This window comes from Lactobacillus hamsteri DSM 5661 = JCM 6256 (genome assembly GCF_000615445.1).
GTDB classification, from domain to species: Bacteria; Bacillota; Bacilli; order Lactobacillales; family Lactobacillaceae; genus Lactobacillus; species Lactobacillus hamsteri.
The window spans coordinates 90,884-106,489 of sequence record NZ_BALY01000002.1; the positions used below are offsets into that span (position 1 = coordinate 90,884).

The 15,606-nt window shown below is 33.4% G+C and carries 15 protein-coding genes and 1 pseudogene; 10 read left to right on the forward strand and 6 right to left on the reverse strand.

Annotation, left to right across the window (positions count from 1 at the left end; all coding sequences use genetic code 11):
- Window positions 1-31 precede the first annotated feature (31 nt).
- The 3 genes from tig to yihA all read left to right on the forward strand — a co-directional run bounded on the left by tig (window position 32) and on the right by yihA (window position 3,327).
- Window positions 32-1,339, forward strand: coding sequence for a trigger factor (gene tig / locus JCM6256_RS01045; protein WP_025079995.1), 1,308 nt, complete (start codon window positions 32-34; stop codon window positions 1,337-1,339).
- 139 nt (window positions 1,340-1,478) lie between these two features.
- Window positions 1,479-2,750, forward strand: coding sequence for an ATP-dependent Clp protease ATP-binding subunit ClpX (gene clpX / locus JCM6256_RS01050; RefSeq protein WP_025079996.1), 1,272 nt, complete (start codon window positions 1,479-1,481; stop codon window positions 2,748-2,750).
- Window positions 2,740-3,327, forward strand: coding sequence for a ribosome biogenesis GTP-binding protein YihA/YsxC (gene yihA, locus JCM6256_RS01055; RefSeq protein WP_025079997.1), 588 nt, complete (start codon window positions 2,740-2,742; stop codon window positions 3,325-3,327). Before clpX ends, yihA begins: the two co-directional genes overlap by 11 nt.
- Before the next feature lie 341 nt (window positions 3,328-3,668).
- Here the strand turns inward: yihA and JCM6256_RS01060 are convergent, their stop codons facing one another.
- The gene (locus JCM6256_RS01060; RefSeq protein ID WP_025079998.1) at window positions 3,669-5,279 is read right to left on the reverse strand and encodes an Mbeg1-like protein; all 1,611 of its coding nucleotides are present in this window, start codon (window positions 5,277-5,279) and stop codon (window positions 3,669-3,671) included.
- Between the two features lie 347 nt (window positions 5,280-5,626).
- On the opposite strand from JCM6256_RS01060, the pseudogene JCM6256_RS09370 reads away from it, so the two are divergent.
- A pseudogene (locus JCM6256_RS09370) lies at window positions 5,627-7,248 on the forward strand (ABC-F family ATP-binding cassette domain-containing protein).
- A 40-nt stretch (window positions 7,249-7,288) separates the two neighbouring features.
- Here JCM6256_RS09370 and JCM6256_RS10675 read toward each other — a convergent pair.
- A complete protein-coding gene (locus JCM6256_RS10675) occupies window positions 7,289-7,432 on the reverse strand; it encodes an SPJ_0845 family protein (protein WP_169787505.1) in 144 nt (47 codons plus the stop codon).
- Window positions 7,433-7,639: 207 nt separating this feature from the next.
- Here JCM6256_RS10675 and JCM6256_RS01075 point away from each other — a divergent pair, with 207 nt between their 5' ends.
- Window positions 7,640-8,155, forward strand: a complete 516-nt coding sequence (locus JCM6256_RS01075; RefSeq protein WP_025079999.1) for an SA1002 family membrane protein — start codon at window positions 7,640-7,642, stop codon at window positions 8,153-8,155.
- Window positions 8,156-8,200: 45 nt separating this feature from the next.
- On the opposite strand, the gene JCM6256_RS01080 is transcribed toward JCM6256_RS01075, so the two are convergent.
- On the reverse strand, window positions 8,201-9,136 hold the full coding sequence (locus JCM6256_RS01080) for a nucleoside hydrolase (protein WP_025080000.1): 936 nt from the start codon (window positions 9,134-9,136) through the stop codon (window positions 8,201-8,203).
- Between the two features lie 151 nt (window positions 9,137-9,287).
- On the opposite strand from JCM6256_RS01080, the gene JCM6256_RS01085 reads away from it, so the two are divergent.
- Window positions 9,288-9,491: a hypothetical protein gene (locus JCM6256_RS01085; RefSeq protein WP_025080001.1), complete on the forward strand. Its 204-nt coding sequence runs from the start codon at window positions 9,288-9,290 to the stop codon at window positions 9,489-9,491.
- 54 nt (window positions 9,492-9,545) lie between these two features.
- Here the strand turns inward: JCM6256_RS01085 and JCM6256_RS01090 are convergent, their stop codons facing one another.
- Window positions 9,546-10,994: a 6-phospho-beta-glucosidase gene (locus JCM6256_RS01090; protein WP_025080002.1), complete on the reverse strand. Its 1,449-nt coding sequence runs from the start codon at window positions 10,992-10,994 to the stop codon at window positions 9,546-9,548.
- 124 nt (window positions 10,995-11,118) lie between these two features.
- On the reverse strand, window positions 11,119-11,829 hold the full coding sequence (locus tag JCM6256_RS01095; RefSeq protein WP_025080003.1) for a GntR family transcriptional regulator: 711 nt from the start codon (window positions 11,827-11,829) through the stop codon (window positions 11,119-11,121).
- Window positions 11,830-12,149: 320 nt separating this feature from the next.
- On the opposite strand from JCM6256_RS01095, the gene JCM6256_RS01100 reads away from it, so the two are divergent.
- The 4 genes from JCM6256_RS01100 (at window position 12,150) to celB (ending at window position 15,070) form a co-directional block, all read left to right on the forward strand.
- Complete coding sequence (locus JCM6256_RS01100; RefSeq protein ID WP_025080004.1) at window positions 12,150-12,485, forward strand: PTS sugar transporter subunit IIB; 336 nt, start codon at window positions 12,150-12,152, stop codon at window positions 12,483-12,485.
- Between the two features lie 27 nt (window positions 12,486-12,512).
- Complete coding sequence (locus JCM6256_RS01105) at window positions 12,513-12,884, forward strand: PTS lactose/cellobiose transporter subunit IIA (protein WP_035438084.1); 372 nt, start codon at window positions 12,513-12,515, stop codon at window positions 12,882-12,884.
- A gap of 102 nt (window positions 12,885-12,986) precedes the next feature.
- The gene (locus tag JCM6256_RS01110) at window positions 12,987-13,499 is read left to right on the forward strand and encodes a hypothetical protein (protein WP_025080006.1); all 513 of its coding nucleotides are present in this window, start codon (window positions 12,987-12,989) and stop codon (window positions 13,497-13,499) included.
- A 221-nt stretch (window positions 13,500-13,720) separates the two neighbouring features.
- Window positions 13,721-15,070, forward strand: a complete 1,350-nt coding sequence (celB, locus tag JCM6256_RS01115) for a PTS cellobiose transporter subunit IIC (RefSeq protein ID WP_025080007.1) — start codon at window positions 13,721-13,723, stop codon at window positions 15,068-15,070.
- A gap of 80 nt (window positions 15,071-15,150) precedes the next feature.
- Here celB and JCM6256_RS01120 read toward each other — a convergent pair whose 3' ends face one another.
- The gene (locus tag JCM6256_RS01120; protein ID WP_025080008.1) at window positions 15,151-15,561 is read right to left on the reverse strand and encodes a DUF3284 domain-containing protein; all 411 of its coding nucleotides are present in this window, start codon (window positions 15,559-15,561) and stop codon (window positions 15,151-15,153) included.
- Window positions 15,562-15,606: the final 45 nt, after the last annotated feature.

Consider the following 15,606-nt stretch of genomic DNA (forward strand, 5'->3'; position numbering starts at 1 on the left):
ACTCAAATTTGACATTGGAGGTATTTAATTAATGTCTGTAAAATGGGAAAAAACCGGTAAAACATCCGGTGAACTTACTTTTGATATTTCACAAGATGAAATTAAATTAGGTTTAGACCAAGCTTTTAGAAGAGTAAAGAAGAACTTGCGTGTACCAGGTTTTAGAAAAGGTCACGTATCTCGTGTAATTTTTGATCAATACTATGGTGAAGAAGCATTATATGAAGATGCTTTAAACGCTGTATTGCCAGTTGCTTATGCTGCAGCCGTTAAGGAAGCTAAGATTGATGCTGTAGGTCAACCACAAATTACCCCAGTTTCAATGGACAAGGGTAAGGACTGGACTATGAAAGCAACTGTTTCAGTTCAACCAGAAGTAGAATTAGGCGAATACAAGGGTATTGAGGTTCCTAAGCAAAACACTCGTGTTTACGCTAAGGATATCGATGCTGAAATTGACAAGCGTCGTGAACAAAATGCTGAACTTGTTCTTAAGAAAGACAAGGCTGCTAAGGGCGACACTGTAACTATCGACTTCAAGGGTACTATTGATGGTAAGCCTTTTGAAGGTGGCACAGCTGAAAACTACTCACTCGAATTAGGTTCAAACCAATTCATTCCTGGCTTTGAAGATCAACTTGTTGGTCACGAAGCAGGTGACGAAGTTGACGTTGTTGTAACTTTCCCTAAGGATTATGGTGCAAAGGATTTAGCTGGTAAAGAAGCTCACTTTGCTACTAAGTTACATGAAGTTAAGTCAAAGCAACTTCCTGAATTGGATGATGAGTTTGCCAAGGACGTTGATGATTCCGTAGATACTCTTGATGAATTAAAAGACAAGATCAAGAAGGACTTGAAGGAACAAAAGGAAGCACAAGCTAAGGATGCTATTCAAGAAGCAGCTATTGAAGGTGCTGTAGCTAATGCTAAGATCGATGAAATTCCTGATGCTATGATTCAAGAAGATATCGATACTCAATTGAACCAATACTTAGGCAATATGCAACGTCAAGGTATTGACCCACAAACTTACTACAAGTTAACTAACACTAATGAACAACAATTACGTGCACAATTCGCTAAGGATGCTGCAGAAAGAGTTAAGACTAACTTAGTTCTTGAAGCAATTGTTGCTAAGGAAGGCCTTAAGGCAAGCAAGGAAGAAATGGATAAAGAAATCAAGGACCTTGCAGCTGAATACAACATGGATGAAAAGGTTGTACGTAGAACCTTGAACGATGATATGTTGGGTCACGACATCACTGTACGTAAGGCTATGGATTTAGTTACTGACAACGCAAAGCAAGTAGCTAAGTCAAAGTTTAAGGAAGAAAAATAATTAATCAGTTAAGTTTTTAATTATTTTGATAAAAGGCGACTGTTAAGCAGTCGTCTTTTATTTTTGTGAGTTAAAATCCTTTATTATAATCAGATTTATGATAATCTTTAATCTGTAGATATTAGGAGGAAATTGATTTATGACAACTCAGTTTACGGATCAAGAAGAGATTAAATGCTCTTTTTGTGGTAAAACTCAAGATCAAGTCAAAAAAATGATCGCCGGAAATGGCGTTTATATTTGTAATGAATGTGTTGACTTATCAAAAAAGATTATCGATGACGAATTACGAGCAGATTCTATGAAGCAAACTCGTGAATTGCCTAAGCCAATGGAAATAAAAAAGCAATTGGATGACTATGTCATTGGTCAAGACCGTGCCAAGAAGGTTCTCTCAGTAGCCGTATATAACCATTACAAGCGTATTGGACAAATGGATGTTGATTCATCTACTCAATTGCAAAAGTCGAATATTGCCTTAATTGGACCTACTGGCTCAGGTAAAACTTATCTTGCTCAAACCTTAGCTAGAATTTTAAATGTACCGTTTGCTATTGCTGATGCAACTACTTTGACTGAAGCTGGTTACGTTGGTGAAGATGTAGAAAATATTTTGCTTAAGCTTTTGCAAAATGCTGACTATGATTTGGAAAGAGCTCAACGCGGTATTATTTATATTGATGAAATTGATAAGATTTCTAAAAAAGCGGAAAATGTTTCTATTACTCGTGACGTTTCTGGTGAAGGTGTACAACAATCGCTTTTGAAGATCTTAGAAGGTACTATTGCGTCAGTACCACCTCAAGGTGGTCGTAAGCACCCACAACAAGAAATGATTAGAATGGATACTTCTAATATTCTGTTTATTGTTGGGGGAGCTTTTGATGGTATCGAACAGATTGTTAAGAATCGTTTAGGTAAAAAGACAATTGGTTTCGGTGCAGAAAATGAATTTAATAAATCAAATGATGAAGAATGGACTCATCATTTGACTACAGGTGATTTAGTTAAATTTGGTATGATTCCAGAATTTATCGGAAGAATTCCAGTCATTACGACTTTAGATAAGTTAGATAGTAAAGACTTAATCAGAATTTTAACCGAACCTAAGAACGCTTTAGTAAAACAATATCAGAAATTGTTGTCTTTAGATGATGTTGATTTAACATTTACTGAAGGTGCCTTGCAAGCAATTGCTGATTTGGCCATTAATCGTAATATGGGTGCTCGTGGTTTGAGAACTATTATCGAAAATTCGTTAATGGATATCATGTATAAGACGCCAAGCGAATCAGATATTGAAAAGGTAGAAGTTACCAAAGATGTAATTACTCGTCATTCTCAACCTCGAATTACACGTCGAAAAGATAATGAAGAAGCACAAGCAAAGGCAGCTGCAGATGATAATTAAAAATAGTGAATATGCTGTAAGTGCAGTTAGAGAAGATCAGTATCCTAAAGATAATCTTCCTGAAATAGCTCTTGCGGGTCGCTCTAACGTAGGTAAATCTAGTTTGATAAATACCTTGCTTAAGCGAAAAAATCTTGCGAGAACCTCTTCTCAGCCCGGAAAAACGCAAACGTTAAACTTCTATCGTGTAAATGATAGTTTTTACTTAGTTGACGTACCTGGTTACGGTTATGCACGAGTTTCTCAGAAAAAACGTCAAGAATTTGGCGAGATGATTCAAGATTATTTGGAAACACGTGCAAATTTGCGAGGTTTAATTATTTTAGTTGATAGTCGTCATGAACCAACTAAAGATGATATTGCCATGTATAATTATGCGCAATACCTAGATTTGCCTATTTTAGTAGTTTGCACAAAAATTGATAAGTTAAAAAAGAATCAACTTAATAAAGTAAGAGCAAATTTGAAGAAGAATTTAGATCTTAGCTATGAAAATGTTTCTGTATTGACATTTAGTTCTGTAAGCAAAGTTCACGTTAAAGAACTAGGTGACTGGATAGAAGACAAACTTAAGTAGAAAAAAGAGAGAACTATTATTGTTCTCTCTTTTTTGTTTATATGAATAATGCCTGAAAAAGAATTTTCGTAAGTTATCAACATGATGTCTTAGGTTCAATTGCAAATATAGAAAATATTACTTATATTGTGCATGGGACACCCAAAAAGAGCTCAGAAACGTTTTAAATCTTGTTCCTAACAGTCTTTGCTTGTTGCTAAGGTATTTACTCATGCGATTATTTCATCAGGCTTAATGGGGATGATAAGAGGATTCTTCATGCATTTGGATTCATCAATTATCGAGGAAGAAAAATAATTAAGAATAATACAAAAAGCTTGGCAACACCAAGCTTTTTTATTTTATCTATGCTTATCCGGCAATTTTTTTCGTTGTGAGAAAAGCTCACCAATTAGTTTAAAGAAACCATATATTATTAATAAAATTCCTAAAACTGTTAATGATTGTTTAGTGAAGTAATTAGGATTGATAATAATCGTTATTCCTAATGCAAAAGCAACAAGCGCTTCAATAGTTACAATAATTTTGTAAAAAATACCATTTATTTTCTTTAAAATAAGCTGTCGTATTCTTACATAAGAATAAACGATTAAAAATGTTCCTAAAAAATAATGAGCCAAGAAAATTAATAAGCGATTATTTGAAAGAAGAGCAACAGATAGAGCGAATATAATTAGCCAACTGATTATAAAGAATCGTTTTTGTTGTTCTTTTAAACTAGATACCGCGGCATCGATGATTTGTTTGACGCTAAAGCCAATTCCAGCAAAAGCAACTAATGCGCCAAAAGCACGCAATGAATACTGAGGAGCAGTTAACGTAATAATTCCTAAAATTATCATAATCCAACCGATAATTGAATCAACGGAAAAAAGTAATTTGGGAATCTGCATTCGTTTAATAGTTTGCCAAATTGCAGAAAATAAACTACCAAATACAAAACGAGTTCGCCGTGATGATCCAGCTAAGGAAAATAAAATCGCTCCAAAGCCCCCAAAACCATTCTTGCTAAGCTCTGTAATCTTAGTAGATCCACCAGACCCTAAAGCATCAAAAAGATCGTTAGTAAGCGATTCTCGCTCAGATAGGGTAGCATCACCGATCCAATCATTAATTAGCTGATTATAAATTCTGGCTTGTGCGTTTCTATGTTTTTTAGTTACGAAATGTGATCCGGTAATTGTCCAACTAAATGCATCATGTTGGGCTAAATTTGGTCGTGATGATTCAACAATTGTAGGTGGAATATTATTTGGCTCAAATAGTCTGCCAATTACGCTAAATTCAGGTACATAACGTTTCAATTTTTCTTGTAAAAATTTTTGTGGTAATTGTGCACCGACTTCTTTAGCTATTCCTGGTGAATCAAATGTATAAATTGCATTGATCCTTTTTCTTAGCTTGGGTTCAATGTTTAAAGCTGCATATTCAGCCAAATTTCCACCCTTGGAGTGGCCACCTAAAAGGTAATTTTCATCATCCGATTTCATTACTTTTTCTAAGAAATCTTTAGCCTGTTTTTGTGCAATAGTTGTTCGAAAGCTGATTTCGAAATCTTCTCGCCAGCCGACGAGTGAATCATCAGTTCCGCGAAAAGCGATAAAATTTGTTCCATCTTCTAGCCTTATTTTTACAGCACTAAACTGAGTTTGATCGGTCAAAGTGTCAATGAAATAGGAAAGTTTAGCATTTTTAAATCGATTTGCTGAGCCCATTAATTTCATTAGACGCTGGTAATATCTATGATCGGTTTTGTTGCCATCAGGAGAAAAGTAGATCTTTTCAGCTTCTTCAACAGTTATTTCTTTTCCATCGTCAGTGACAATGCCATTTAAATCAACATAAGAAAAAACTGATAGTACTAAAGCGTCAATTTCATTAAAAGGCGCCTTTTCAAGATCAATATCACCACGCCATTTTAAGTAAGAAAATACATTATTTTCTGGGTACATGAGCTCACCTCTAATTCTATATATCAATTTTAACGTAAATATGGAATAGCAGAGTATGAAAAAGCAAAAAGATTATAAGTTTATTATATAACTAATGTTACTTTTATTTAAAATAAAAACTAGGTAGAAGGGGATTCAACTACCTAGTAAAGGGTCATAATTAAGGACTTTATTAAATATTCAAGACCCGTATCTAGTATATCAAATTACTACTTATGATGGTATATTAACTAGTGATCTATTTATATTTTTAAAAATACTTTAAAGTCATCTAGAAGAGATGGCTTTTTGCAAATAATTTGATATACTAATTTGAATTTACTTTTTCTAATAGGGAGGACAATTTTTTGATTACAGTTACCGACTTAAGTCTTAATTTATCTGGTCGTACATTATATGAAGATGTCAACTTAAAGTTCACGCCAGGCAACTGCTATGGAGTTATTGGTGCAAATGGTGCTGGTAAGTCTACTTTTTTGAAATTATTAGAAGGAAAAATTGAACCAACAACAGGTTCAGTTTCAATCGATCCTAATGAAAGAATGTCCAGTTTAAATCAGGACCACTTTGCTTTTGATGAATTTACCGTTATGGATACGGTTATTCAGGGGCATAAAGAGCTTTATCAAGTAATGAAGGAAAAAGATGCACTTTATGCTAAGCCTGATTTTAGTGATGAAGATGGTGTTAAGGCAGCTGAACTTGAAAGCAAATTTGCAGAACTTGATGGTTGGAATGCAGAAGCTGACGCATCTAAACTTTTGCAATCAATGGGAATTCCTGAGAGTATGCATCAAAGCATGATGAGTGATTTGCCGGAAGCAGATAAGGTTAAGGTTCTTCTTGCTCAAGCTTTATTTGGTAATCCCGATATCTTGCTTTTGGACGAACCAACTAACGGTTGGATGTTCATACAGTAGATTGGCTTGAAAACTTTTTAGCTGATTATCCTAATATTGTTATTGTAGTTTCCCACGACCGTCACTTTTTGAACCAAGTATGTACGCAAATGTGTGATGTTGACTTTGGCAAGATTCAACTTTATGTCGGAAATTATGATTTTTGGTATGAATCAAGTAAGCTTGCTGCAGAACTGGCTGCTAATCAAAATGCGAAAAAAGAAGAAAAGATTAAGGAATTGCAAGAATTCGTTGCACGTTTTTCAGCTAATGCTTCAAAATCTCGTCAAGCAACCTCTCGTAAAAAGCAACTTGAAAAAATCACTCTTGAAGATATTCGTCCATCATCACGTAAATATCCATTCGTTAAATTTGAATTACACCGTGATCTGGGAAATGATTTGTTAAAAGTTGAAGATGTTTCTTATAGCGTTGATGGTGAAAAGATCTTGGATCATGTTTCATTTATTGTGCGTCCAGGTGATAAGGTTGCCTTTTTATCAAGAAACACGTTAGCAACAACAGCATTAATGGAAATTATTGCTGGTAAAGTGAAACCTGATACAGGAACAGTAACTTGGGGTCAAACTACAGCATTTAATTACATGGCAAGAGATTTAAATGCTAACTTTAATGATGATGATTTGACTATTTTGGATTGGCTTCGTCAATATGCTACAGAGGATCAAAATGATAATACTTTCTTGAGAGGCTTTTTAGGAAGAATGCTTTTTAGTGGGGATGAAATCGAAAAGAAAATTAATGTTCTTTCCGGTGGAGAAAAGGTTCGTTGTCAATTATCAAGAATGATGCTTCAACCTGCTAATGTTTTGATTATGGATGATCCAACTAACCACTTAGATCTTGAATCAATTACCTCCCTCAATGATGCATTAAAGGCATACCCAGGTTCAATTTTATTTACCTCTCACGATCATGAATTTATTCAAACTATTGCCAACCATATTATTGAGGTTGGTCCTAAAGGCATTGTAAGCCGTGCTGATACTAGTTACGATGAATTTATTGAACGTCCAGCTATTCAAGAACAAGTAGAAAAAATTTATTAAAATAAAAAGAGATCTCAATAGAGATCTCTTTTTATATAGACTACTTGTTATTTTCGTCTTTTTTCTTAGAATCTTTTTCTTCTTTTTTGCGCTTGTTCATTGGTGATTTCTTAGGATCTGGAACAACAGCAAATTTATCAAGCATTTTGTTTAAGTTGTTTGGATTATCAAAAGTTAAACCCATAGTATTATCATCCTTTCGTTTAAGTAAATTATAAATGATTTTATCTATTACTACCAGTATGAGAATTCATAAGGGATGAAATTAAACCTTAACTTATAGTTGTTTTAGTCTTATAATGAGGAATTGTAGTTTAAAAATAATTAGATCTACATGAATCCAGAAAAGATAGGCGAGCAACCTATCTTTTTTCTTTAGGGGAGGAATAAAATGAAAGTTACATATTTCTTTCTTGCGTTCGTAATTATAGCTTTAATAATTGTTTTATTTAAATCGGAAAATAGATTTCAATTTCTAAAAGCAGCAATTCTTTTTATTTTTCAGTTGTTTTTTAGTACAGTAAATTTCTTGATATTTTTTGTTATATCGTATTTATTGATGAATGATAAAGATCATGTTAATTTGGGAAATCTTTTCTTACTGTTAGCTATTTTCGTTGTTTTATCAGGGATTTTGCTTTATTGGGGAATGCGTTTAGCAGCAAAATTCTTGAAATTTTCTACGACAGTTTTGACACTAATTGAATATTACATTCAATGGGGGTTGATCTATGTAACTGTTTATCAGGCAATTTTTAGCAATATCAAAAGAATAAGTAGTATTTCCGAATTCGTTAGAGTAGGGAATTTCTTAGATCCAAATTTAATTGTTGTAATGATCTTACCATCATTTATTTCCGCTTGGATTGCAATAATTTTATATAAAAAGCATACTAAAGCAATTTAGAGAGTAGAAAACGCTAAAACTCGTATGAGCTTTAGCGTTTTTGGTTTATTTTAATTTGGCACTTGTTAGTAGTTCGTCCATTTTTTGGAAGAAAAGTTCTTTGTTAGCATTAGTTACTAAAGTAACTTTACGACCATCAGATACTTCTTCAAAACTGCCGGCACTTAAGCCGTTAGTAATAACTTTTGCGTTTGCTTCACGAGTTTCAACGATTTCTGGATAAAGAGCACTCATAGTAGTTAAAACGTCCCAAAGGTATAATTCAGCAGTTGGTACAGAGACGATTAAACTATAGCCTTGACCAACTAAATCCATAGCAGGGTATTTCCTTAAGCTAGCCCAGTGTTGGCGTAATTTGTCACTTAATGGCAATTCTTCTGTACTTTCAAGGCCAACCATCTGAATTGGAATGCTGGACTCAAAAACACGCTTGACTGCAAATGGATCCCAGAATGCGTTCCATTCTTGTGTTCCATCAGCATTGACCTGCATAACGTTTCCATGTCTGTTTAATGATCCGCCCATCCAGTAAAGTTTTTCAATTTTATTTTCAATACTTGGATCGTGATCTAATGCTCTTGCTAAGTCGGTTAAAGGTCCCGTCATTACTAAAGTAATAGGCTTGTCAGCATTTTTTATTTTTTCAATCATATCTAAATGAGCAGGAAGCTTAGCTTCAGGAGTATCAATTTTTCCTCGTTCATTTAGAATAGGCAAGTAATTAAATGAATAAGTTGCCATACGCCATTCTTGTGGAAATTGATTTACTGCTCTTGAATCAGATCTAGCAATTTCAAGTTTATCATTACGCAAGTTAAAGCGATCGGTCATTTTTCGACACGCTTCTACAGATGGATCAATGTATCCGTCAGCGTCGATTGCGCCAACGCCAAGTAATTTAATATTAGGTGCTTGCAATAGTAATAAATAAGAAACTAAATCATCAATATTGCCATCGTGGTTAAAATAAATTTCTTTCATGATTTTCCTTTCAATATTAATCAACTTTAAATCCTATTGTATCTAAAAAAGAATAAATGTCTTGCTTTTTTCTTAAGTAAAGTTGAAATGATATCTTTTATATAAATATACGTGTATACTTAGTATAAGAGCTAAAAGAAAAAAGGTATTTATGAATAAATTATCAATTTCAGAAGAAGAACAAGAATTTGTTAAAATGTATGCACAAGATAGCAGCCCACGTATGGTTGCTAAAAAGCGCGTTAATAAGTTGCGTCAACTTAATTTCAACAATAATGAAATATTTACTAATCTAAAAAAAGATTTTAATAAGCATTTTACTGATCCGCAAATAGTTATGATTGTAAATGAATAAAAGCATCCCTAATGGGATGCTTTTTATATTTTATGGTTTATATAGCTATAAAAGCTAATCTAGATCTTCACCATTTGATTTGATAACTTTCTTGTACCAGAAGAATGAATCTTTACGTGAGCGGGCTAATGTTCCTTCACCAGCGTCATTCTTATCAACATAAATAAAACCATATCTTTTATCCATTTGTCCGGTTCCGGCAGAAACAAGGTCAATACAGCCCCATGGAAGGTAACCCATTAAGTTCACACCATCAAGTTCTACGGCCTTTTCCATTTCGGAAATATGATTTCTAAGGTAAGAAATTCTGTAGTCGTCGTGAACTGAACCATCTGATTCAACCTTATCATATGCACCAAGACCATTTTCTACGATGAATAATGGTTTGTGATAGCGATCAGTTAATTGATTCAAGGCGATTCTTAAACCTTCTGGATCAATTTCCCAGCCCCAATCACTACGCTTTAAAGTAGGATTCTTGGCTACGGCTTTAGCTAAATCAGTTAAATCGTCCGGTTTAACGTTTTCTGATGAAACAGTTGTAGTTTGGTAGTAAGAAAATGCGACGTAATCAACAGTTCCTTCTTTTAAAACAATTCTGTCTTCGTCAGTAATATCAGGACGATAGCCGTTTCTTTCAATGTAAGCTTCGACAGCATTTGGATATTTACCAAAGACGTGGACATCTGAGAACCAGTCACGACGTTGTTCCCATTTGTCGGCAAGTAATACATCATCTGAGGATGGAGTAAGCGGACGAACAGGAGAGTAGTTAATCATACAGCCAATCTTAAAGTTGGGATTAATTTTATGACCAATTTTAACGGCTAAAGCTGAAGCAACTAATTCATAGTGACCGGCTTGATACATAGCTGCTTCTTTTTCTTCATCAGTCATGCCTTTTTTGAAAAGAATACCTGAATTTGTGGCCATTAAGAAATCATTGTTAAAGCTAGTTTGATTGTCAATTTCGTTAAAGGTCATCCAATACTTAACTTTATTCTTGTAATGCTTAAAACATACTGTAGCAAAACGAACGAAGAAGTCGATCATTTTACGGTTAGTAAAACCACCGTATTCTTTAATTAAATGGAAAGGAATTTCAAAGTGGGAAAGAGTGATGACAGGTTCGATACCATATTGATGGCATGTGTCAAACAAATCATCATAAAACTTAAGTCCAGCTTCGTTAGGTTCTTTTTCATCACCATTTGGGAAAATTCTTGTCCAAGCAATAGAAGTTCTAAAAGCTTTAAATCCCATTTCAGCCATTAACTTAATATCTTCTTTATAGTGATGATAGAAATCAATTGCGGAATGGTTAGGATAATTCTTGCCAGAAAGTACGCCATCAGTAATTTCACGTGGTTTAGTAGCAGAACCAACAGTCATTACGTCGGCAACAGACATACCTTTTCCGTCTACGTTCCAAGCACCTTCTAATTGGTGGGCTGCAACAGCGCCACCCCAAAGAAATCCTTTTGGCATTTTTGATGAATACATAAAATAAACCTCGCTTTCATGTAACTGTAATCGTTTACATAAGCAATTTTAAACATAGTTTTGCTTGTTTAGCAAGTCAAAATAAAAATATAGACATTAATCTTTAAAATTAATGTCTATATTTTTATGATTTACTACCATTAACAGTTAGAGCTCCACGATCGTAGCGATTTCGAAATTCTGAAATTTCAAATGGAGTCCCATCTACTAAATAGGCTTTTTGGTGTACACATAAAACTGGATCATCGCTATTACAATCTAAATATTGCATATCGTAAGCATCAGATTTATCAGCTGTAATAATGCGGTCATCTTTACCTATTTGTAATTTTAAAGTGTTCTTAATATATGAATAGATTGATTTATGCAATACGTCTTCTGTAATTCCGGGAATTAGTTTAACAGGCATAATTGTATATTCTAACTTTGCAGGCTGATTATTTAAAATTCTTTGACGAATAATATCATATACATCATCATTAATATCAATATTCAGTGCTTTCACTTCTTTTTGATTAGGCTTGCGAATGTTAAAAGATACAATGTGGCTTGTTATTTCAGCACTGCCGTTAACGTGTTGCGTAAAGCCATCATTTTCTGATGCTCCAGAATTTAAAAATACATCGGGAATTGACTTAGCACAAATAAAAGTTCCGTGTCCTTTAATTGTTTTTATTAGATTTTTTTGGGCTAATATTTTTAATGCATGAACAATAGTAACACGACTGGTGTTATATTTTTTAGCTAAATCAAATTGCTCAGGTAATTGATAAGTATACTTTTTACTTATAATATCTTTTTCAATATCAGTAGCAATTTCTTTATAGCGGCTCATGAGAACCTCCTTTCTGCATGTTAAGAAAAATATTACATTCACATTTATTGTACATTGTCGCTCCCATTATTGGAAGCGGTTACTTAAATTAAAAGAAGATTTTAAGAGTGATGTGCAATAAAATAAAAAAATTTCAAAAAAATTTTATGCTTCTTAGACCTAGATAAATAAGGCTTTTTAGGATAAAAGTATATACTTTTTTAATCGCATGTATAAAAAAGCGTTTACAACAAAGTGAAAGCGTTTTATAATAACTGATGTAGATAAGGCAAGTCTATTAAGAATATAAATCTTATAAAAATCTAGGAGGAAATTTTATTATGGCAGAAAAGACAATCATGTTAAATTGTAGTGCAGGTATGAGTACTTCACTTTTGGTAACTAAGATGCAACAAGCAGCTAAGGAACACGGCATTGATGCAAAGATTTTTGCTTGTCCAGCTTCAGAAGCTGATCAACACATTCAAAATGAAGAAATCGACTGTGTATTGCTTGGACCTCAAGTAGGTTACATGAGAGGCGAATTTGAAACTAAAGTTAAGGGTGCCGGTAAAGACGGTAAGGACATTCCATTGGATGTTATCGACATGCAAGCTTACGGTATGATGGATGGCGAAACGGTATTAACCCAAGCTGAAAACATGATGAAAGACTAACTATTTTAAGAAAGCAGGATAATTTGTATGGCAGAAGAAAAGAAAATTCCAGAACAAAAAGAACAAGAAACTTTAATGGCAGCCATGGGATTAATTGCCAATGGTGGTAATGCTAAAAGTTTAGCATTTGAAGCAGTTAAATTAGCTAAAAAAGGTGATATTGAAGGTGCCCGCGAAAAGCTTAAGGAATCTGACAAATCACTTGTTGAAGCACATAATTCTCAAACTGATATGTTAACCAAAGAAGCTCAAGGCGATCACATGCATGTGACTTTATTGGTTGTACACTCACAAGATCACTTGATGAATGCAATTACTTTTAGAGATATGGCTGGAGAAATGGTTGATCTTTATGAAAAGCTATACAAATCCGGCTCTCTTACGAAAGATGCTGAATAATAATTAATATCTTTTCTTTAATAATTAAATAAAAAGCTCCCAAGACGGGGGCTTTTTATTTTGGTTATAATTTAGAGAGGTAGTCAGGAATAGGGGGATTTTATGACAAAATTATCATTACAGGAACAAAAAGAAGAGAATGCTCGAAAAAAGCATGAAGACAGCATTAAATATTTATATTTTAGTCGCTACCTGATGATTAGATATATTGTAACAATATTACTGTTTACTAATTTATTTTGGCTAGTATTTACATGTCCATATAAGAAGATATTAGGGATAGTAATAGCCACAATTATGACAATTTATTCTGCTATAGCAGCTATTGAACAATTGACTAAAATGCATAATCGTAAGCCTGCGATACCAATTACTAGATTGTTTCTTTGGATTCAATTGATTTTAAATATTGTTTTAGCAATTACTATCTTTACTCCTTTAAAGAAAGAATTATTTCCGTTTATTGCAACAAATGAAACCAACTATTTAATTTTGGCCTTCTTGTTGATTGGGGCAATGATATGTATTTTTGCGGAGATTAGAATAAATAATATTATGAATGGAAAGGATAGATATTTGCGAGTAATTAAGACATTTAAGAAGCATAATCAATGATTTCTTATGTTATTTTATTAAGAATGCTGATTGTAAACCAAAAATATATACTTACCAATATAAAGGGCTTACATACAAATGGCTTATTATTAAATAAGCCATTTATTTTATCGTTTTAATGTTATATGTATCAAAAAGCGCTTACATATGAAAGCGGTTTATTGTATAATAGTTTTGTTCAGATTTGATAAGCTTTATAAAATATTGAGGGGAGAAATATTATGGCTAATTCAAATTCTGGCTCTTTTAAGGACAAAATGGCGGCGGCAGCAGGTAATTTTGCCGGATCTCGTTTTGTAAGAGCTATTATGGACGCTGGTTATAGCGTTATTTCGTTTTCTATTATTGGTGCAATCTTCTTAATTTTGACTGTTCTACCACAAGCATTTCCAATTCCGGGTTTTGCTAGTTTCTATGCCAACACTTTAGGAAGATTTACTAATTTATTCCAAGTAGTTTATAACTCAACGATGGGTATTTTAGCATTAGTTTTTGCCGGAACTTTTGCTTACTCATATACAAGAATTTATGAACAAGAAGAAAAACTTAATTTAGTTCCTATGAATGGTTTGTTGATGTTCTTGATGGCATTCTTTATTACCGTTCCAGAATTAATTTGGAAAAATGGTTCTATCCAATTTGTTCAAATCTTTACTAAAACTCAAATGGTTGCAGGCGGTTATGAAGCTTCAACTGGTGGTATTACTAGAATTGCGTCTGTTGGTATCTTTACCGGTTTAGTAATTGCTTGGTTAACAGTTCAAATATATCGCTTTACTATTAAGCATCATTGGCAAATTAAAATGCCTGCTTCAGTTCCTTCAGGTGTGGCTAACTCATTTAGCGCTATGATTCCAGGCTTTTGTATTGCTGTTGTTGTATCTGTGATCAATTTGATTTTGGTAATGATTGGAACTGATATCTTTAAAGTTCTTTACATTCCATTCTCATTCATTAGCAATATTGCGGATACTTGGTGGGGATTCTTAATTATCATCTTCTTAATTCACTTTTTGTGGTGGTTTGGTATTCATGGTGCTACAATCATGAGTTCATTTTATACTCCAATTGTTTTAGCTAATATGGCTGCCAATGTAAAAGGCGCTTCACACTTCTTTGCAGGTGACCCTATGAACTCATTTGTAATTATTGGTGGTTCTGGTGCTACTCTTGGTATGGCGATTTGGTTAGCATTTGGTTCACGTTCAAGCCAATTGAAAGAAATTGGTAAAGTGGAATTAGTCCCAGCTATCTTTAATATTAACGAACCTCTTTTATTTGGTTTGCCAATTGTCTATAACATTAATTTGTTAATTCCGTTTATTTGTGCACCGCTTGCTTCAGGTATTGTAGGTTATGTTGCTGTAACTTCACATCTTGTTCCTAAGATTATTGTTCAACAACCATGGCCAACTCCTGTAGGTTTGAGTGGTTATATTGCAACTGTAAGTTGGCAAGGTGCTATTCTTTCAATTATTTGTGCAATTGTCGCTTTCATTGTTTGGTTCCCATTCATTAAGCACTACGACAACGTTCTTCTTAAGAAGGAACAAGCAGATGCTGCTAAGTAATTAATAAATACTTTAAAATACTGAACAAAAAACATCTAGTCAATCTGACTAGATGTTTTTCTTTGCGATTGTAGGCTTATTTAAGCAGCCATATTGGCATATACATTATCAGCCATTCTTTTTAATTCTTTCTTTGCACCCATTTTTAATTGGAAGTTGTAGAACCAATTGTTTAATTTACTATGTTGGGATGGATCATAACTTTTAATGTCTTCTGAGAAAGTGATTTTAACACCATTATCAGTGTCCTTAGTTTTGTAGCTGATAACTATATCTAAGCGTTTATTTTTAAAGTGAGCTTCGTAAACTTCGCCACGTTTGTAATTAGTAATTGTAGTATCAATATCACCTTGTTTGTATTGAGTTCCTGAAGTTAATTTAACGGGAAGATCAGTACCACGAGCTTTTTTAATAGCATCAATTAGTTGAGTATCTAAATAATTGAAAAAATCGTTCGCAGAGAAATTATATTCTTTTGTAATTGTTATCATAGATAATTTAATTTTCTTTTCTATATTATTTTATATATTAAAGTA